Annotated in this window: 11 protein-coding genes; all 11 read right to left on the bottom strand. The window is 46.6% G+C overall.

Annotated elements, in window-relative coordinates; genetic code table 11:
- Positions 1–132: 132 nt before the first annotated feature.
- Entirely contained in the window at positions 133–855 is a 723-nt protein-coding gene (locus PBOR_RS32300) for a response regulator (RefSeq protein ID WP_039303779.1), read from the bottom strand.
- Between the two features lie 4 nt (positions 856–859).
- Positions 860–2017 (bottom strand): sensor histidine kinase, encoded by a 1158-nt coding sequence (locus tag PBOR_RS32305; RefSeq protein ID WP_042220166.1) that lies wholly within the window; start codon positions 2015–2017, stop codon positions 860–862.
- A gap of 57 nt (positions 2018–2074) precedes the next feature.
- Complete coding sequence (locus tag PBOR_RS32310) at positions 2075–4792, bottom strand: stalk domain-containing protein (protein ID WP_042220168.1); 2718 nt, start codon at positions 4790–4792, stop codon at positions 2075–2077.
- Between the two features lie 244 nt (positions 4793–5036).
- A complete protein-coding gene (locus PBOR_RS32315; RefSeq protein ID WP_042218084.1) occupies positions 5037–9086 on the bottom strand; it encodes an Ig-like domain-containing protein in 4050 nt (1349 codons plus the stop codon).
- Positions 9087–9302: 216 nt separating this feature from the next.
- Positions 9303–10505, bottom strand: coding sequence for a methionine adenosyltransferase (gene metK / locus PBOR_RS32320; RefSeq protein ID WP_042218086.1), 1203 nt, complete (start codon positions 10503–10505; stop codon positions 9303–9305).
- A gap of 202 nt (positions 10506–10707) precedes the next feature.
- A complete protein-coding gene (locus tag PBOR_RS32325; RefSeq protein WP_042218087.1) occupies positions 10708–10980 on the bottom strand; it encodes an alpha/beta-type small acid-soluble spore protein in 273 nt (90 codons plus the stop codon).
- Between the two features lie 191 nt (positions 10981–11171).
- Positions 11172–11741, bottom strand: a complete 570-nt coding sequence (locus PBOR_RS32330) for a hypothetical protein (protein WP_042218089.1) — start codon at positions 11739–11741, stop codon at positions 11172–11174.
- A gap of 85 nt (positions 11742–11826) precedes the next feature.
- Positions 11827–14565: an S-layer homology domain-containing protein gene (locus PBOR_RS32335; protein WP_042218090.1), complete on the bottom strand. Its 2739-nt coding sequence runs from the start codon at positions 14563–14565 to the stop codon at positions 11827–11829.
- A 515-nt stretch (positions 14566–15080) separates the two neighbouring features.
- Positions 15081–15422, bottom strand: coding sequence for a hypothetical protein (locus PBOR_RS32340; RefSeq protein ID WP_042218091.1), 342 nt, complete (start codon positions 15420–15422; stop codon positions 15081–15083).
- Between the two features lie 155 nt (positions 15423–15577).
- The gene (locus PBOR_RS32345; protein WP_042218093.1) at positions 15578–19480 is read right to left on the bottom strand and encodes an S-layer homology domain-containing protein; all 3903 of its coding nucleotides are present in this window, start codon (positions 19478–19480) and stop codon (positions 15578–15580) included.
- A gap of 161 nt (positions 19481–19641) precedes the next feature.
- The gene (locus PBOR_RS32350) at positions 19642–20769 is read right to left on the bottom strand and encodes a glycosyltransferase family 4 protein (protein ID WP_042140236.1); all 1128 of its coding nucleotides are present in this window, start codon (positions 20767–20769) and stop codon (positions 19642–19644) included.
- Between the last annotated feature and the right edge of the window lies 1 nt (position 20770).

Below are 20770 nucleotides of genomic sequence, written 5' to 3' on the forward strand. Positions count from 1 at the left end.
TGCAAAATTCGAATATCATGCGGACTGAAACAATACGTTGACTGCAGCTAAAACGCTGCAATCAAGTTATGTACCGTTTTATAAGGATCATTAGGATTCTCCAAAACGCTCAGTTAAAAGTTTACGTATGAATTATAATGTTACCCAGCCGTATTTAATCGAATTGATGACAGCCTGCGTGCGGTCGTCGACTTCCATCTTCTGCAGAATGCTGCTGACATGGTTCTTGACGGTTTTTTCGCTGATAAAAAGGTATTCCCCAATCATCTTGTTGCTCTTGCCTTCAGCCATAAGACGCAGCACTTCTGCTTCGCGGCGGGTCAGCGGATTGTTGTCGCCTGCAACAAATTTCACACCAGCTTCCTTAACCGGAGTCTCGGCCATGGCACCTGTCTCGTTAAGGTACGTCATGCGGCGCAGCTGATTGATCAGCTTGCCGGTTACTTTGGGATGAATGAAGGCATGGCCTTCGCATACAGAGCGGATCGCATTAATGAGCGACTCTGCTTCCATATCCTTCAGCAAATAGCCATTCGCACCCTTGCGCAGAGTTTCGAATACGTAGCTTTCATCATCATGGATCGAGAGGATAATCACTTTTACATCCGGGAACATTTCCCGGAGCTTTTGTGTAGCCTCCACACCGTTCTCAATAGGCATATTGATATCCATCAGCACGATATCCGGCTTATTGATATTGCAGAACTCAAGCACCTGGATGCCGTCCCCGCACTCACCTATGACTTCAATGTCGTCCTCCATATTCAAAATACGTTTAAGCCCTTCACGAAACAACTGATGATCATCCGCCAAAAGAACCTTTATGGGCGATTTTCCAGAATTCTGGTTTTCCATCACACTACTCCTTTCCTTTGTCCACATTCGTCGGAATGTGAATTATGATTGTTGTGCCCTGGTTCTCTGCTGACTGTATTTCCACTCTACCTTCCAGCAACTCCACACGTTCACGCATTCCCACCAGCCCAAAGCTTTCACGGTTGGCTTGTTCACTGATCTTTTTCACATTGAAGCCTAGACCGTTGTCTTTCACAACGATCTTAATTAGCTGTGCCTGATAAGTAATCTCTACCAGAACATAACTTGGATAGGCATGCTTCGCCGCGTTGGACAAAGCTTCCTGAACAAGACGGTAGACTGCAGCCTCCATGGCTGAGGACAGACGGTGCTCTTTCCCCCTTGTTTCAAAAGAAGTGCGTATCTTCGTCTTCTCCTCGTAATCATGCACGTACTTCCGGAGTGTCGGAATCAGTCCTAAATCATCGAGAGCCATCGGACGCAGATTAAAAATCACTTTACGCATTTCTTCCAGGCTGTACCTTACCTGCCCCTTTAAATCTATTACTTCGGCTTGTACCAGCCCAAATTCCTGCTTTACCAGCATTCTTTCTACAATTTCCGTCCTTAGGACTAGATTTGCCAGCATTTGAGCAGGACCATCGTGAATTTCCCGGGCAATTCTCTTCCGTTCTTCTTCCTGGGCCTGGATGATCTTGAGTCCAACCATTTGCGTGTTTTTCGCAGATTCGACAATTCTCGTCACTTGGCCTAGTTCTCCAGACAGATATTCCAGGACAACGCTCATTTGCGAACCAATCGATTCGGCCCGTTCTACAGAATTTTCGACACTGCGAGCCCGCATTTGCAGCTCATCCCGTCTGCTCCGCAGGTAGGCTTCCCTCTCCCTCGTCATCATGAGCTCTAACTGAAGCTCCGTCGCTTTCTCGTAAGCAATCCGGATATCCTTCTCCGTATAGCGGACAAAGTCCCGGCTGACCTCAGTCAGCCGGATCCGGGAGCGGTGATACTGCAGCTCCAGCTTGTCTACCTTTTGCAATGTTTCATCCGTTTCTTCAATAACCCGCTGCAGTTCTTTGGTGAGTGCAGCAAGCTCATCACGTGCAACCTGCAATATTTCAAAAATCTGATACTTGCTGCTCTCCATCACGTCGATGGTATTCTTAATAACGCGATCAATCGCATCGGCTTGAAATTCCACGGATGCTTGCCCCATTTCTATCGGATCGTATTAAAGAGTTTCCTTTATACTAACATATCACGATTCGATAGTTACGGTCTTCGTTTTCTGTTCCCATTTTACAGTGAGTCCTAGCTGTTCTGTCACGAGTCTAAGCGGTACTAAAGTCCTGCCATTTAGAATTAAAGGCGCCACATCTGCACTCTGGCGTTTGCCGTTAAGCAGGAATTCCTTCTTGTTTACCGTCAGATCCAGCGCTTTGGACCCGCGAAGCACCATGATCTTCTTGGTATTCTGATCCCAGATGGCATTGCCTCCAAAAGCATCAAGCACATATTTAATCGGCACATAGGTACTGCCGTCCTTAACAATCGGAGCTACATCAATCGCCTGCTTTGTGCCGTTTACAACCATCGACTTGGCTCCGATACTCATGGATGCCGTCCCCTTCGGCAATCCGGCTTCACTGGACAGTGAAGGCATAACGAAGGAAATATTATCAACAGCTACCGTACCTGTCTTAGCGCGCTCATCCTGGCCTTCCTCTACGTTTACCACGTAAATTCTCTTTAGGGAAGCTGGGAATTTAATCCCTGAACCGGAAAGATCAATATTAAGGTTCTTCCAGCCATTCCAGTCGATCACTTTGGCCAGATCAATATACGCTGTTGCCCCGCTGGCATCCGTTACCTCTGCTCGCAGCCAGTTAAGACTCATATCACCCATCACGTCTACGGACATAGACGTTGCCGTTGCCGGAATACTCTTGCCCGTTGTGCCGTTGAACTGGGCATAGGCATACATCTTGCCGGTGCAGGCCGTCATATCATAGCTAAGCGACAATACCTTCGAACCAGCCCGTTCCGCGCTGCCCGGTACAACCGCTGCAGTTCCCGTTACCCCAGCTGCGTTGGTTGTGAAGGCAAACGGATACGTTACATTCTCGAAATCCTCCCAAGCTGTTGACGCCGCAGCCGAGAACACCACAGCTGTGCTGAAGCCGTCATAACGTGCAATGGCATATCCGGTAGTTACCCCCGGATCAACGGATTGCACCGTGATCTTGCCGTCACCTACATTCCCTTTAAACCCGATAAACTCCCATTTCAGCGATGCAGCCGGAACGGCAATCGTTGCCCCGCTCTTCGACACTGCATTAACCGGAACAGATACCGATGCTCCCGCTATAAGCGGTGCAGTAGTTGTGCTTGAAGTCAGACTTGTCAGGTCATCTCCGCCCAGAACGGTTACCTTGGTCTCTGCACTGGCCGAACCGCTGGTAGCTTTCAGGTTAACGGTTCCCGCCTTGACTGCGGTTGCTTCACCTGCATTTACCGTCACACTGCCGCCACTGGAGCTCCAGGCAGGATTTGCTGCAGCCACATCAATGGGATTGTAGTACGTATCATAGCCTTTTAGAGAATACGTAGCTTTTTGTCCAATCAATAGCACTGAACTGCCGCTGATCTTAATTCCCTTCACTTCACCTTGCGGAGCAGAAGTATATACACCAAGGCCGTTAACGATGCTGCGCTGCTCTGTGCCGTATTCTGTATTGAAGGTAAGGGTCGTAGAGGTTTCCGCAAGCGGACGGTCTACCATGGTTGTAGAGCCCCCTCCGTCCAGGTTGATCCCCTTCCAGACACCGATATTCGTCATGAAGGACTGCAGCTCTGTCAGTGACAGTCCAGCACTGTTGCTATTTTTCTCAGCTGCAATGACATATACGTACCGCCCATCCTCTGAATAACCCAGAGCTGTGCGGGCACGATACCCGCCGATGCTGGTGGTGGAGCGGGAGAAGGTCGCTGCTTTCCCGTTGTTTACCAGAATGGTATGCCCCCCGATCATCATCTGCAGCGTGGATGGATCAAGCTCCTGCTGAGTGGTTTTGGAACGAAGGGTGTAGACACTGCTTAGCTTCTGCCCTACAACCAGATGTGCTTTTACAAATTGGGCTGCAAGCCCGTGAGTCCGCAGAATGTACGCCCCGTCAGGCACGGTTATCGGCAAAGCTGCGTCCGGGGAAATCTGGGTAATGACATCATTCTCTACCAGCACCTCTGTAGGCGTTGTAGAGCTGTTCTTAGGCCGCTCCAGCGCTGTCCAGGCATCTGTGTAGATATAGGCAGCATTGGCATGACTGTAGGTGGAACTGCCGCCTTCAGGGTTATATGCCCCTTTATTGATTCCGGATAATGGAAATTGTGAACCATCCTCTGCCGTCAGCATGCCTTCGAATGTATACTCATCAATAACCGGCTTACGGTCTTTGGTCACAGCAAAAGCATACATTCCATCAAGCTGGGAAGGTGTAGAGACTACAACCCCGCCTGATACTTGACCACCAATCGGTGCACCTTCCCCGCCGGTATTGAAGTAATCCCCGTTTACTGCGGCCACTGCTCCGGTTTCTGCCGCCATTCCTCCGGTACTTTGCCGCGTAGTCAGATTACCGCCTTTGCCTGTCATTACATCCACAGACACATAAGGGTTATTCAGATCGACCCGAACCACGTCAGCAAGACCTGTTACACTTTTGCCGGACCGCACAGTCGTAAATTTATATTTCATCATCATCGCGCCTGAAGTAATGACTTCTTCGCTCAGCTTTGTCACTGAGAAGGAGGCTGTTGCAGCTTGAGCTACTGAAGCAGAGCTTACACTGAATAAGGAGGGTCCAGTGTTTCCGATAACCGGCATGATCCACAATACGCCTGCTAACGAGGCGGCAACCCATTTTTTAGAAGTTAAGCTTTTGTTTTCCCGTACCAGCTTGCTATTCTTTTTCCCCATGAAAACTTCATTCATTTCAGTTTAACTCTCCCATCTTATTTACTCTTAATGTATAAAAGACATCCCTATCATTAGTTCCTGCTATCCCTTTACATCTTTAATAGACTGATTTTAGGCTGAAAAGTTGCGAATATTGGTAGATTCCAACTCTACTTGAACCGGAAGAGCGCTACTTTTCTATCCATAAGAAAAGCGCCCGGCACAAGGCCGGACGCTCATAGAACAAATTTGGCTTATATTTAAATTACAAATAACCTGCCATCGAAAGCATACGCTGCAGCATCACTGCGGCTTGGGCGCGGGTAGCATTGCCCTGAGGCAGAAATTCAGTAGGTGTCATGCCTAGAATAATTCCCTGCTGGACCGCTTTGGCTACAAACTCAGCACTCTGATTCTGAATCTTTGCCTTATCCTTGAAGGCGGACAATGCCGAAGAAGAGGTTCCGTTCAACGTAATCGGATTCCCGGAATATTCCATGGCCCGTATAATCATGATTGCCAGCTGTTCACGGGTGATATTATCATTTGGCCGGAAAGTTGCATCCGTATTGCCAGTAATAATACCGGCTTTAGCCGCAGCACCGATATAATCCCCGGTTTGCGTGGAGGGCTGCACATCTCTGAACCGCTGCGCCGTCTCACGGTCACCCAGCAGTCCCAGCCCCCGGCTGAGCATGACAGCAAATTCGGCCCGCGTAATTTTCTGCTCCGGCTTAAAGCTGCTGCCATAGCTGCTGTCGATAATGTTTTTGGCAGCGAGCAGCGAGACTATTGAATTACTCCAATGTTTGCTCATGTCACTGAAGGTCCGGGTAGACAGGAATGTTCCTACTACCTGATTGCCGACTGTCTTTGCCCGAATTACAGTATTGCTTCCAGCCGTGCTGATTTTGGTAGGCAGATAGGTAGCATCATAATAGGCAAGATCCAGTCTGACGGCCGAAGTCTGGTCACTATTCAATGTAGCAGTTGTGCGTGCGGTATACTCAGCTTCCACGCTTAATGCGCTGGCATTGGCATAATTGCTGCTGATCGAAGCCGTCAAACGGATATCAGTTAAGCCAGTAATAGTCTGTAATCCTTGCGATTGCAGCTTTTGCTCAAATGGCGTAAATGTGCCTGCCGGGACTTTCTCCATCCGCAATATAAGTGAAATATTGCTGCTGTCTGCCACCAGGCTTGCCGCAAGGCTATTCATATCCACGTTATTTAAAGGCAAGGTATAGAGGTTATCTCCGAAGCGTACGACCATTGTAGCTTTCTTATCCCGGTTCACCGCGGTCAAAAGCGGCTTCAGCGGCAAGGCTACGTAAGCTGCCAATTCTGTAGACGGCACTTCAAAAGCAAGCACCGAAGTACCCAGCTTGTACAGATAATCATAGCTTGCTGTCAAACGGTCCGCAGTTAGTGTATATCTTTTGACGGACTGGCTGTACACAGAACGGTCATCTGCAACCGTTGCCGAATCACTTTTGAGCAGCGGATATTCCTGGCCAAATTCACTGGCAGCTAGTGTGCCCAGATATGAAGGGCGGCTGGAATTAGCCGAAGATGTTCCAGCCCCGTTGTAGACTGAGAGCGCGGTGAACGAAGGCAGCGGAATGCCGCTGGCATCCGTTATCGCACCAGATCCGGCCATATAGGACAGATCAACCACTTGCCCGGTCTTAACTATGGCGGACAACGTCAGCTTCAGCACATTCCCGGATACATAATACGACTGCACACCAACACTGTTGCCATCCACCCGGACTCCAAACTGATTCGTATAGAGTGAGGCAGAAGAAGCTTGCATATTCTTGCTGAAGGTCACCGTAATCTCATCGCCCGAGATGGTTGCCGAACTGATATCAGGTACAGAGGTCCCCGTACTTCCGGAAACCGATACTGCCTGCAGATTAAGATAGGCTGCACGGTTACCGTTCAGGTCGCTGAGCCCTGCACTGCCCGGAACATACGAAATGGTAGTATATTGATTAAGTGCAAGCGTACTCTGGAGCGTAAGTGTGACCTGGGTTCCGCTTACCGAAACGCCGGTTACATAATTGGGAGTACTAGTACTGCCGACGAGAACAGAGAATTGACTGTTCAGCGGCAGCGCAGATGAGGATATCCCTTCATTATAAGTCAGTACGATTTTATTCCCTGTTCCTACAGCATTCTGGAAGACCGGTGCAGTGGTATCACTAGTATTCCGGATATAGAAATCATTAAAGTTAGCAATACTCTGGCCATACTGATCCTGAAGCGGATAGGACCCTGCGTAGTATGAAACACGTATAGTCTGTCCGCTGGATGCAGCATTGTTTAGCCCCAGGACCACGGAGCTGCCGCTGGAACTGATGCTGTTCACTCCCAGGGAACCGCCATCCGCATAGACATAGAATTGAGTATAGGCATTGGCGGAGACCGCCTTGAGGCTATCATTGAAATTCAGTGTCACTGTTTTGCCGGATAAAACTCCATCCCTTGGTGAAGGTAAAGCCGATTGAATTGAATTTGTTACCTGCTGCAGCGTAAAAGTGCCGGCAGAGTTGCCGTGGCTATCCTGAATCGTACGTAACCCGCCTGAGTAGCTAATTTTCACGACTTGTCCAACAGCTACTCCTGTAGCTAGGGTCACATATACACTGTCCCCTTGAACATACAGGCCCTCTATTGTACGCTTCTCCTCATTTACTGTCACAGCAAAGCTTGAATAGAGAAGTGCCATCCCCGAATTAAGTGTTTCGTTATATTTCAGACGGATCGTACGGTTGTTATCCAGCTGTGCCGAGACGAGTGCAGGAGCTGTGGTATCCATAACTTCCGTTTGAAAGCTCCATGACGTTTTGCCGCTTATCCCGTCATATACCAGTCCTGCAGTATTTGCGTCTGTAAATACGCCTTTGGCGATATCCACATAATACGTTGTTGCTGGATCGAGAGCTGTATTCGGACTGATAATGAATTCTTTGGCCGAAGCCCCATTGCTCACGTTAACGGGAACTTTGGTACCATTGCTCTTATAAAGCTGCACACCATCAATAATAGTACTGTTGTAGACTGCATCTCTGTTAAACGTGATTGTCATAGCTTTACTTACCCCTACAGATTCACTCCTGTCAGCAGGCGACAAGGCGGCAGCAGCAAGACCTGAGAGCGGAGTGGTCGTAAACGTCCAAGTATAAGGTCCCGATGCCGGAAACACATTTCCGTCCCGGTCATAAAAAGCCCCTTGAGGGATCGTTACCGTATAAGTCGTTCCGCTTAACAAAGGTGAATCATTCGTCGCTGGTGTGAACGCAATAGACTTTTCTCCACCTCCAACTACAGAGGTTGAGTTCACATTAATCCATCTGGTTCTGGAATCATCGGTTGTACCGGGCGAAACTGTAATGTATCCGGATCCCGGCATCATAGGACGGTCAAAGTTCAGCCTGAATACTTCAGTTGTAGGTACATTCACTGCACCTTTATCCGGAACTGTAGTTATGTTCTTAGCCTCTCCGCCCACTGTAGAGAAACTCCAGACATTACCGCTGGAGATTCCGGCAAAGGTTCGATTATCATCTGCCTTGAATGCATATGAATCAATAAGTATATAATAATTGCTGCCCGCTGCTACCTTATTCGCAGCAATAGTCAGCTTCACCGTTGTCGAGGAAGCATCACTTTGCACATCTACAGCAGGAACATCATCCCATATTCTGAACTCCTGAACGACGTCATTGTTAAATGAAGACATTAACCGGACAGTTCCGCCGCCCTTCAACAGCCTTTTATTCAATTTGAAGCTCAATTGGGTTAACCCGGCAGCATCTACTCTGCTGTTATTCGCTGGTGTAAGTTCACTTGCTGCTATTGAGGTATCATTCTCAGGCGCTGTGACAAATGACCAGCTGGTGGCTGCAGACCCGTTACCCTCACTGTCCTTGAACAACCCTTGAGGGATCGATGCCGTGTATTTAGTATTTGGAGCAAGCTTCTTGTCTCCCCCCCACTTAATATCATAAGCATTGGAGGTGCCCACCAGTCCATAACTGCCGATAGGAATCTCCACAAAGACTTCCTTTGATTCACTATTAGTAATAGTAATTTTCCCGTTCTGCGGATTTACCTGCCGATCGAAGCGCAATCCCAGATTCGCCCCCGTATTCACATAATAAGCTCCTGCCGAAGGTGATACCGTAATACCGAATTCAGCGGCTGCATAGACTGCCGGGTTTGTGAATCCGCTCAGGGGCTGCCAAGTTCCCATCATCATGCTGCCTGATAGAATAATTGCCGTCCAGATTGAAATTCTCTTTTTCATGCCGTAATAGACTCCTCTCAAGCCATACTTTCGTCTTTTCGTATATTCTTATATTCGGTTAAAGGGCTTCCAAAGTTTAGAAAAGAGCTTGTCCAAATCCGTGAATGTTCAACATGTCTGCGAACACAAATAACCCGCAAGGCTGCTCCATTGGCCGGAGATTCGCCCTGCGGGTTTCCAATAAACACTTCTTCGTCTGAAATTATGACCTCTATATTAAATCCCTGCCTGGGCTCTCAACATATCTGCTTTGTCGACACGTTCCCACGGAAGGTCAACATCTGTACGGCCAAAATGTCCATAAGCTGCGGTTTGTCTATAAATAGGCTTCCGCAAATCCAGCATTGAGATGATGCCTGCCGGACGAAGATCGAAATTGCTGCTGATAAGATTAGCCAGCTTCTCTTCGCTGATCTTGCCTGTTCCGTATGTATCTACATTGATCGAGACAGGATTAGCCACACCAATCGCATAGGCCAGTTGGATTTCACATTTGTCAGCAAGGCCGGCAGCAACCAGATTCTTCGCTACATAGCGTGCTGCATAAGCCGCAGAACGGTCAACTTTGGTCGGATCCTTACCGGAGAACGCGCCGCCGCCATGACGTGCATATCCGCCATATGTATCGACGATGATTTTACGTCCGGTCAGACCCGCGTCACCTTGAGGACCACCAATCACAAACCGGCCTGTCGGATTAATGAAATATTTAGTAGCCTCATCCAGTAATTCAGCCGGCACAACCGGTAGAATAACATGCTCTTTAATGTCAGCCTGGATTTGCTCAAGAGAAATTTCTTCTGCGTGCTGAGTGGATACTACAATTGTATCTACACGTACCGGTCTCTCATCCTGATATTCAATCGTTACTTGAGTCTTGCCATCCGGACGCAGATATTCCAGAGTTCCATTCTTCCGAACCTCCGCCAAGCGGCGGGCAATCCGGTGCGACAAGGCAATGGGAAGCGGCATAAGCTCAGGAGTTTCATTAGTGGCAAAACCAAACATCAAACCTTGATCACCAGCACCAATGTTGGCAGTTTCTTCAGCTACGAGCGCAGGATCCCTATTCTCCAGAGCAGCATTTACACCCTGGGCGATGTCAGCCGACTGCTCGTTTAATGAGCTGAGCACAGCGCAGGTATTGAAATCAAATCCGTATTTTGCACGGGTATAGCCGATTTCCTTAATCGTGTTACGGACAATTGCCGGGATATCCACATATTCGGACTTCGTACTAATCTCACCAATAACAAGCACGAGACCTGTTGCTACGGCTACCTCGCAAGCAACCCGGGCATTGGGATCGTTAGTGAGAAATGCATCAAGTACCGCGTCGGATATCTGATCACAGATTTTATCCGGATGTCCCTCTGTGACGGACTCAGAAGTAAACAAATGACGCCCTTTAATAGACATGTACAACTACCTCCCATATTATTATTCTGACACTGTATAAGGGGGCACCTTAGTAAAAAACAGGCCAATATATTAAGTAGAATAATAAAATCTGATAAGCCGGTTTATTCAAAAAATGAACCTTTTCCGCATGGAAAAGGTTTAAGGCTTTCCTCAAAAGTCATATTATCTTATTTACCGGGTGCTGTCAATTGAAGGCAGCTTATGTGAAAAGAGACTGCTCCGCCTGCTTGATCAACCTCTTTGTAATTTCCCCGCCTACAGATCCGTTATCTCTGGAAGTAAGATGTCCCAGATACGGAGTACCGCCTGTTGATCCTGCTCCACCCACTGTCCCCAGTTCAGAGGCAAATTCCGTATCCATCCCACCGCCATACGATGCTCCATATAATCCAAATTCAGAGGCGATCTCGTATTGCATTTGTTTCAGCATTGCCCGGCTCTCTGGTACAACTGTGCGATTAGTACGTGCCATGTTACAGCACCTCCTGTGAATTTTTTAAGATTACAGGTAGTATTGTGTGCACATTCCAGAGCTTCAAATCCGCTCAATGTTTGTCAGCTGTGGGAATGAGTTCCGGGTGTATGTTGAAACCAGTTATAGGGCATCCTTTATATAAGAAGGAAAACATAAGTTTACTGCTTACCAATGGGATGTGCAAATGCTTATTTCAAGGTGTATGAACCACGGACCATAACAACAAGACCTAATGTCTGACCGTTCTGCACCGTGATTCCACGTCCATCCCGTGGGAAAGATAACAGGTGATTCGTAGGAGCAGCCACGCCGTTTGCCAGATCCACACCATCTGTCAGATCAGCGACACCGTTAGCATCCTGGGAATAAATAATAGCCTTCCCTGCACGGACAATAAATTCCGCACCTGCACCGGCAATTAGAGTCTGGCCGGGTTTAACATCAACGATCTCGCTGGTGTTACCAGTAGTTCCGGTACTCCCTGTACCTTGAGTTGGCGCTGTTGTCGGAGCTGCAGTCGCGGCAGGAGCATTCGTTGCAGTTGCGCTGGGAGCTTGCGTTGGGGTACTAATGGTTCCACCTTGCAAAGCCTTTTGGATCTGTTGATCTACATAGCTCTTTGTAACCACCGGATCATCTGCTGTTCCTGGTTGTGAGCCGACACTGGCGCCTTCAGCGGTAAGATTAAGCAATGTACCCGCCCAAAGACCACCGGCTAACAGTACCGCAGACATCGTGACTTTCCAAACCGTTTTCAACTAAATTCCTCCTCAACTCGGAATAAATGGCTATAAAAAAAGAATAGCCTCCGAAGAGGCTATTCTTTGCTTCGGTAATCGGAGATTACTTAGCGTATACTTCAGTTTCAGTAGTAATGCCATTGTTAGAAGTGTCAGTAATATTGGAAGTCTTCTTAACTGTAACCTTAATCGCATTTACATTGCTTGCGTTCAGGTCAGAGTATCCAGCCAGTGTCAGGTGCCATTTGTCAGCGTCGCTACCAGTACCTTCGTTTGCTGAAGTTACAGCAACTTCTGTACCGTTCACCAGAACAGTGAAGTCTCCGCCATCAACATTCTTAACTTTTTCGGAGAATGTCAGAGTAAGCAGGCCAGTGTTACCAGCGTTAACAACAGCAGCAGTCAATGTAGGAGCTACACCGTCTGTCAGAACTGGCTTAATAACAGCCTTATCTGTAACAGTTGCAACGTTACCAGCAGTGTCAGTAAGACCGAATGCTACGAACTCAATAGCTTCAGTTTTGCTGATTCCGGACTTAGGTACGAATACTTTAGCAATAGCCTTCTTCAGTGCACTGCTAGCTGCACCACCATCAGTTCTTTCGATAAGAACGAATGAAGTACTAGGAAGAGCCTTGCTACCCAATGTGTAGCTTGAGTTTTCGCGAAGAGTTGCAGCGTTCAAGCCAACAGTATCTTCTACGTGTACATTGAATTGAATGAATCCAGCTTCTTCAGAAGCAGTTTCAGTGTAAGTAATACCTGTAACTGTTGGTCTGTCTGTGTCGTTGGAAGTTGTTGTTGCAGCAGTTACTACAACTGTTGCAGCAGCGGATTTATTACCGGCTTTGGACAAGTCCTTAACCAGTTCTTTGTCAATGCGGAGAGTGTAGTCACCGCTCAGACCAGTTACTTTAGGGAATGTCACTTTAGCGCCACTTACAACTTGACCAGAGAAATCAACGCCGGTAGTAACATAAGCACCAGTAGCGTTATTGATTACTCTAATTGTAGCTGGGGAACCAAGGAAAGTGATATCTTCATTGAAAGTAATTACAAGGCCTTTGGAACCGTAAGTAGCACTTGCTACAGAAGGAGCTGTGCTGTCCTTAGTCAGGGAAATCTGCTGCGAAAGAGCTGTTCCCAGTGTGTTGCCCAAAGTATCACGCACTGTTGCACCGAACTGCAGTGTGCCAGTGAATGCGCCGGATGTAGGGAAGTCAAAGTTAGAAGGAACCTGCAATTTGATTGTGTCACTATCTTCTTTAGTAATCACGTTCATATTGCCGATTTTGTCTCCGTCAGCTTTAAGCAAACCAACATTACCGTTGAAGGACTCGTAGCTAACTTTTTTGTTGAATTTAACATTAACGTACTGGTCGCTAACAGGAGTGATGCTCACAACTGTAGGAGCAGCAGTGTCAGAAACAACAGTTACAGTAGTCTTGATTGGAGCTGCAACGTTGCTTGCGAAGTCAGAAACGTTAGTCAGGGAGACATCATACGATGTGCCGCTGTTCAAAGTACCTGCAGTCAAGCTGAATGTATCAGCGGATTCTCTGTATACAGAAGCAGCTACACCGTTAACAGTAGCGATGATGCCAGCTGGTTTAACAGGCTCGCTGAACTGAACGTATACTTTGTTTGTTGTAGTTTTAGCTACTGCGTTGATAGTTTTAACTGTTGGAGCAGCAACATCAGCTACAGAAATCAGCGTAGTGTAAGCAGCAACCGCTGAACCGGAAGTAGTCAGAACATCATCGCTAACTACGATTGTGTATTGACCTTTCAGGTAGTCATATTCGTTAACGTTGAAAGTGATTGTCAATTCAGTACCAGCTGTGTTAAGGCTAGCAGAAGAACCAGCTGCTGTTACAGTTTGACCAGTAACAGTAACTACTTTAATCACATCAGCAATCAACTTGCCATCAGAGATTACTGAGTCTGCATCAATCGCACGGTTGAATTTAACAACCAGTTGCTTAGCGTTTGGAGCTTCTGCGGAAATTACCTTAGGAGCAGCCAAAGTTACTTTTGCAGTGTAATCTTTTTCAAGGTGTTTGAAGCTGATTGTTGTTTCAACGCCTTCTACAAGAGCAGTTGTCAATTCAACAGTTTGAGTTGTTTTGTCAGAGAATGTTACTACAACGCTTGTTGGGCTTACTGCTTCAGCAGAAGCTACAGTCAATGTAGGCTGTACGGACAATTGATCAACTGCATAAGCTGTGGAAACTACCAAAGAGCGGGTAGCGTTAGCTTTGAAGTTGGTTGTTTGTGCAACCAGACCAGCGTTGATAACTGCTTGAGCATAGCCCTTAGCCCATACAGAAGCGGAGTTATCAGTTGTAGTAGGTTGTTCCAGTTTCAAAGCGCGGAACAATACAGCCGCAACTTCTTCTACTGTAACTTTACCATTGTAGTCGAAGATACCTTTAACAGTATCTTTACCTTGCATCAAGTTAGCTGCAGTAACAGCTTCGATGTAAGGAACAGCCCAGTTAGTAGCTGTGTAGCCTTTGTCTTTGTAAGACAACTTGCCAGTTACTTCAGTAAGACCGAACAATTTAGTAACGATCTTAGCGAATTCTGCGCGAGTCAGATCTTTTTCAAGGTGAGCTTGACCATCTGGGTACCCATTGAGAATACCTTTAGCTGCCAAAGCGTCGAATGCCTGTTGTGGAGTTGCTTGTGCTGTTTCACCAAATGCTACAGAGGCAAACATCGAGAATGCCATTGCTGTAGATAATGCTACGGATAAAATTTTCTTCATAACCTTTTTTTCTCCTCCTTGGACGTTCATGAACTGAGATTTTTCTTTAGTTGGGTAGCTCATGTCACTCATTAGCCGATGCACCCCCTTTCCCGAGTTGAGCATATTAAGTATAAATAATGTCTGTGACGGGTATCACAGAAACTTGTAAACAGGTTCAAGGCAGACTAATACTAGATTCCTAATTCTACCTAAGTATTATACAATGTGCCTCTAGTCACGTAAAGCTAATTTTTCCATCCGGCAGTAAGCTTCATTCCATAATGGCCATTAGGCATTTGCCTTGTGTAAGTGACTCTACACCTTAAACGCATTAGTTCCGAGAAAGTTGCGCTTTGTTCAAAAAAACTTTTTTTCTTTTTTGTGTCCCGGCCCCGTTCCAATAGAAGAACCTTATGTATGTTCTACTAACTATTGTTAATGTTGGGTGGCTACGGGAATCAGTATAGCATAGACGGTTTCCAAACGTCATTAAGCAATATTTGTTAAGTTAATAAACATAATCTGCCTTCTTCAAACTCTAAAACCACTATCCTCTGACAAAACAAAAAGCGCCGTTTCCGGCGCTCTTTTTTATGGCATATGAACTAACGGATCTTCATTGATAGTTGAATCAATTCCTGACGCTTCTCAGGACTGGCATTTACATTCTCATACATAGCATCAATCGCCCCACGATTCTCACGGTAGCTCTTCTCATGTTTGATCGTAGCATGCGACCATTCAATCAATGCATTCTCGGCAATAACGAGGTCATTATATGCATCATGGAACCCTGTAAACAATACCAGCTCTTCCATCAGTTCCTGTGTAATCTCCTGTAGCGCGCGTTTTGCGGCAATTTCCTTCTCCAGGATTTTGGCTCTATTCTCAAACATATTCTTTGCTCTCGTGTAATCCAGCTGTGCTTTTGATAAAATCGGTTTCATCGATGGCTTTCACCTTTCAGAAAATATTATTTTCTAAGTTATTGTAACGTAAAACGGTGCAGATTACAAAAGTTAATGTGTGCAGTATGTAATTAAATTACAATAAAACAGGTCCGCGAACAGTTTTTCGCGGACCTGCTGTTCAAGTAGTCACATTAGTTGAAGGTTTTCGGGAAGATGCTTGTGCTCTTCTGCAGCAGTGCTACAGCAATTTTACCGGCTTCCGCTCTTGTAAGCTTGCCCTTTGGATTGAAATTATATACAGGCTTAGCTTGACCCGTAATCGTTGTTGCATTGCCTTCCATAATCTTCGCTTTCGACACTGCCTCAATGGCAGGTCTCGAATAGAAGTCCATACTGCCGGAGTCAACGAATGACTTCCCTAGGCTTGTTAACAACTTGGCGTCGTTAGCAGACATCTTCAGCTTAAGGGCTCTGGCGATCATTACCGCAGCCTGCTCACGGGTCAGTGATTGGTCAGGACCGAAGAATCCGTCACTAAGACCGGTAATAATCCCTGCTCTCGCTGCTGTTTCAATGCTTTTGAAGTTCCATGTTGTTGAAACAGCTTCTGGTACGATATCGAAGAATGTTTGTTTATTTGGATCATAATTCAGCGGAATACTCAACCCTGTTACAAGCAAGGTAGCAAATTCTCCGCGGGTTGTTGTATCATCAGCTCCAAAAGCATCGGATCGGATGTTGGTCATGATGCCTTTAGAATATAGGCCATTCAGTATATTTCTCGCCCACGGGTGATTGGTGATATCCGTGAATCCTCTGCGCAGCTTCATTACGGTATAATAACCGAACTCATCGAAGGGTACCGTAACCGTGTGGTTTTTGGTATCCACCTCTCCGCCAATATTCTCCCACTTCCCTGCATCGGTATATCGGAAAACAGTAACAGTCGTCCCGACCTCATCCACTATGCTGGAGTTAAAGCTTAACGTCAGCTCTCCGCGCTGTGACGGGACAATTTTGCGTGTGGAACTGTATTGCGTGAAATATCCTTCTATAGAATAAGGAGCAATTCCGTTCGTCGCTGGCAGATAGGATTGTGAGCCTTGGGTTCCCGACTCTCCTAGCCCGCCGTTCAGCCAATAAATATCCGATACTCTGGAGAAATTATTGGTAGTGGCTGTCGAGGTAAATCTCAGTACAAGCTCTTGCGGAATGACCAGCGGAAGCTTCCCGCCAAGAGTACGGCTGTCCGAAGGACTGACATTAATGATATTCCCGTAATCATTAGTCCGCTCTACCACGCCGTCCACGGGATCGGCAATCCCAAACAGCAGTTTCGTATCCGGATAATATTTAGCAGCCCCTGTTGTTGTGTAGCCCTTCATAATTGTCCCTTTCGGGAATGAAAGCTGCAGCGCTTTGTTAAATACAGTGTATTTCGTCGCTACCTTCTCTGCCATATACTGAGTATCGATCTGTATAGCACTCGCATAATAAACAGATATCGTATCGTTCAGGGTAGAATCGGCCCGGACGATTTGAATTTTGATCGTTGTTGCCTTATCCGGTTTCAAGCCTACAAAATCATAAGTGAAGCGGTTCTCAAGATCTGTACGCTTCACAGCCTCATACTTATCAATCATAACCTTGGTTGCACCTTCAGCTTCAATATCGAAGCGGACAAAGTTCTTATTCACTACAATCTGATCCCCGACTGTTGCTACAGGGGACAAGACCCTGTAAGGAGATACCTCACGTACGATTTCAAGCCGCTGCGTTGTTCTTGCTCCAGTCTTGTTGATTAGCTCCATGGTGTATACGTGGCTTCCAGGAGCATCAAATTTGAAATCCCGCAGACGCAGAATGAAATCTTTGCTGCTGCCGTAATAATCAAAATATATTCCGGTTGGATTAGATGGTACAGGGCCAAGCAGCTTATCCGTGGTACCCAGCATATCCGCAGTACCTGTTGAGGTGAAAATCAACTCTGACCCTCTATAGAGGTTCATGGTCGTCGCTCCACCACCCCGGAGCACCAGATCATAGCTCTCAGCATTGGTAGTGTACTTTTCATCTTTATAGACGAATTCTGCAGGCAATGCGAGAATTTTATTGCGCTCAGTTTCATTGCTTAATGACTGGGTCGAGAAGGCAGTACGCCCGGTTCCTACTGCCGGATGAAACTGCGTCAAATTCGATACATTAGTATCAATAATATATATCTTAAGCTCCTTGGTGATGATCCGCTGATTCTGGCCGTTATCCTGGGATATCCCGGTGAATACAATCTTATTCTCTCCATAGACCAGCGGACCGGACTGGGTGATCCACAAATCGAAACTGAAGGTCTGTTTGTCTTTATCTACACCTAAAGCAAATTTATTAACGCGTGTATTTCCAGCACTGTCTTTGGTATCGGGGAGGAGATTGCTGTCAATCCCGTTAATCTGAACCTGAGCACTCACGAAATTCTCGAACCCGATATATTCACCTGAAACCTTCATGCTCGTCTCAGCAGCAGAATTAAACTCGTATGTCTGTCCATCCTGCAAGCTGCTTACGTAGATATAGTTCTTGGATATATACGAAATATCTGCATTATAGTAGGAATTAGATGTTCCATATCGGAACTGTACCTTCTGTTGTCCGTTGGAGAAACCGGTGATTTTGTAAATGTACTCGTTAGTTCCCTGACCAGTCATTCCAGTGATAGGCGGATCTGTCAAAGCCAGCGCTTTGTTACTAAGCGGGAGATAATTGGCCGATAATTTGGCAGTGCCGACGCCTACATTGGTTTTGACCAGAATGTAGAAGTTATCCTTCTCCATCTGTTGTCCGTTCAGAGGCAGTTTGGAGATGTTTGAGATGCTGCCCGAACCTGTATATCCCGGAAGGTAATACATATCAGTAATTACAACTTCTCCCGGCAGATATCTATAAGAGTAGACCAACGAAGAGCTATAAGTGCCATAGTCTACGGCCAGAGTAAATTCGGTTAGTCCTGTGACAAGCGTTAAGTCAGCCTGCGTTGTGAATTTAACCAATTTGTACGCAGGGGTCACTCCGTCAGCGCCGGGAATGGTTAACTCCTGATCAACCGATGCTATATTTACCGGAATAGGAGTCGTGGTATTTTTGTTAATCGTTAGCTTTCCTGAGCTCGCAAATGTAGTGCTGCTGTATGGAACCAGAATTTGACCGGAGAACCCAGCCTTATTAGTCGAGCTGTCACTAAGTGTGGGAATGTTATTCAGAATATTATATGTTCCTGAACCATGCACTAAGTTTAAGGATGCGTAAGGCTGATCCGTATCAAAAAAGTATAAGGAGCGTTCAATATCAATGGAATCGGAAGCATTCTTAATAGCTATTTTAATATTGGTTAAGCCTGGCTTCAGTGTTAAGGAAGGGGAGAAGAACGTGCCGTCCTCAAGCAAGGTTGTTGTCAGTGCATTTCCGCCATTCACAGAAAGTGTAACCTGCGTTGCATTCGTTGCCTTACCCTGCAGCGTAACTGTGTCGACAGGGACGACTACTTGTGTCCCTTCATTTAAATTAAGTGCAGCAGGACCACCGAGCACTTGAAGTGCAGATAGATATGGAACTTTGTCGTAAAGGATATAAAAGGACTCCGACCGTGTCAGGTTACCCTGCATACCGGAGAAAGTAATTTTATTAAAGCCTGCATATAAAACAACACCGCTGGTAGTAAAGCGATTGCTTGGACTATTGGCATCGGGTGTAACCGTACCTGTAGTCAAACGGGTAGAGTCTGTAGTCCACTTTCCGTTTGTACTTTGAGTCAGTTGCTCAACAGTAACCTTCATTGTAGATGATGTTACCTGAGAATAGGTACCTGTAATAGACAGGTTTTGGTTCGTAGTCAGATACACACTGGATCGGCTGATTAGCCCTTCTGCACCTGCTGTTATTACATTCGGATCCAAAACAACGGTATCCCGCAACTTGAGCTCATCCGGACTGAAGTAAGTCGTGGTAGCTGCCGCCGCAAGGGGCGTATATTTGCCTGGAAACATAGAAACGATCAGTGCCGCCAGCAGCAGCCAAACGAATGGTCTCTTAAAGCGTAACATGTGTATATCTCTCCTTTGAGTTTATGTTCTGATAAGCCTCACTTTGTACTTTATCGGTTAGTAGAAGGTATATTTTTAGGGAATACAGCAAAAAACTCATCCCAAAAAGGATGAGTTTTGCTAACTTAAGGAAATATCAATAAATGCGTGTCAATTATAATCTAAGATTTCGAGCTCCGCTCAGGATCCAGCTTCATGCGCATTCTCAGGATTAAATCTATGACCGGGCGTTTGGTTTTGCTGATCACACCAGTGATCTCCGCACCAATCTGCAGGAAGAAGAGCATGACGCAGATAACCACGAATGTAACCCAGTTGGCTTCATAGAGCGAAGCGGATGTCTGGATGACAGCCAGAATTCCGAAGAAAGCGGCAATGCCATAAATAATTAATACCGTCTGGCGGTGGCTGAAGCCAAGTTCACGCAGGCAGTGGTGAAGATGGCCTTTGTCCGGTGCGAAGATTGGCTTCTTCTGCAGCTTGCGCCGTACGATGGCAAAAAACGTATCCGATAAAGGAACCCCGATAATCAGGAGTGGTGTGATAAACGATACCACTGCAATCTGTTTGAAACCGAGCAGTGCGAGCAGCGCCAGACAAAAGCCCAGGAACAGCGAGCCCGTATCACCCATGAAGATTTTGGCGGGATGAAAGTTAAAGAACAGAAAACCAAGTATGCTGCCCAGAAGCAGTAAGCACAACAGAGCAACCATAGTATTACCCATCAGGAAGGCCATTACAGCAATGGTGGCAATCGCGATACCGGATACACCGGCTGCAAGCCCGTCCAGTCCATCGATCAGATTCACGGCATTCGTGACGCCGACAATCCAGAAGATCGTAAGAGGGATGGCAATCCAGCTCTCCAGTGAAGAATAGCTATTATGAAAAGGAATGTTTACGAAATCAACAGTAATTCCAAACCCGAAAACTACGATGCAGGCTGCGGCAATTTGGCCCAGCAGCTTCACCTTGGCTGATAGCTCGAACCGGTCGTCGAGACCGCCGATCAGCACAATCAGACCCCCGCCACAGAGCAGCGCTTTGATGAAGTTAGCCTCCCGCGGAGTGAAATCATACGGAATAATCGGTAATACGGCAAGCAGGCCTAACACAAACGCCAGAAATATGCCGAGTCCGCCAAGGCGGGGCATGATCTTCGTATGCACTTTACGGGCATTAGGCACATCAGTCGCACCGATTTTTATAGCAAATTTCTTCACTAACGGCGTCAAAAGCAGTGCAAGTCCCATGCACACAATAAATCCGGCGATGTATATGATTAACATT

Origin of the sequence: Paenibacillus borealis (genome assembly GCF_000758665.1) — a bacterium.
Classification (GTDB): Bacteria; Bacillota; Bacilli; order Paenibacillales; family Paenibacillaceae; genus Paenibacillus_AQ; species Paenibacillus_AQ borealis.

Bases quoted from the DNA above. Each gene is read 5' to 3' on its own strand.
- PBOR_RS32300 (WP_039303779.1), bottom strand. From the start codon at position 855: ATGGAAAACCAGAATTCTGGAAAATCGCCCATAAAGGTTCTTTTGGCG.
- PBOR_RS32310 (WP_042220168.1), bottom strand. From the start codon at position 4,792: ATGGGGAAAAAGAATAGCAAGCTGGTACGGGAAAACAAAAGCTTAACT.
- PBOR_RS32315 (WP_042218084.1), bottom strand. From the start codon at position 9,086: ATGAAAAAGAGAATTTCAATCTGGACGGCAATTATTCTATCAGGCAGC.
- metK (WP_042218086.1), bottom strand. From the start codon at position 10,505: ATGTCTATTAAAGGGCGTCATTTGTTTACTTCTGAGTCCGTCACAGAG.
- PBOR_RS32325 (WP_042218087.1), bottom strand. From the start codon at position 10,980: ATGGCACGTACTAATCGCACAGTTGTACCAGAGAGCCGGGCAATGCTG.
- PBOR_RS32335 (WP_042218090.1), bottom strand. From the start codon at position 14,565: ATGAGTGACATGAGCTACCCAACTAAAGAAAAATCTCAGTTCATGAAC.
- PBOR_RS32340 (WP_042218091.1), bottom strand. From the start codon at position 15,422: ATGAAACCGATTTTATCAAAAGCACAGCTGGATTACACGAGAGCAAAG.
- PBOR_RS32345 (WP_042218093.1), bottom strand. From the start codon at position 19,480: ATGTTACGCTTTAAGAGACCATTCGTTTGGCTGCTGCTGGCGGCACTG.
- PBOR_RS32350 (WP_042140236.1), bottom strand. From the start codon at position 20,769: ATGTTAATCATATACATCGCCGGATTTATTGTGTGCATGGGACTTGCA.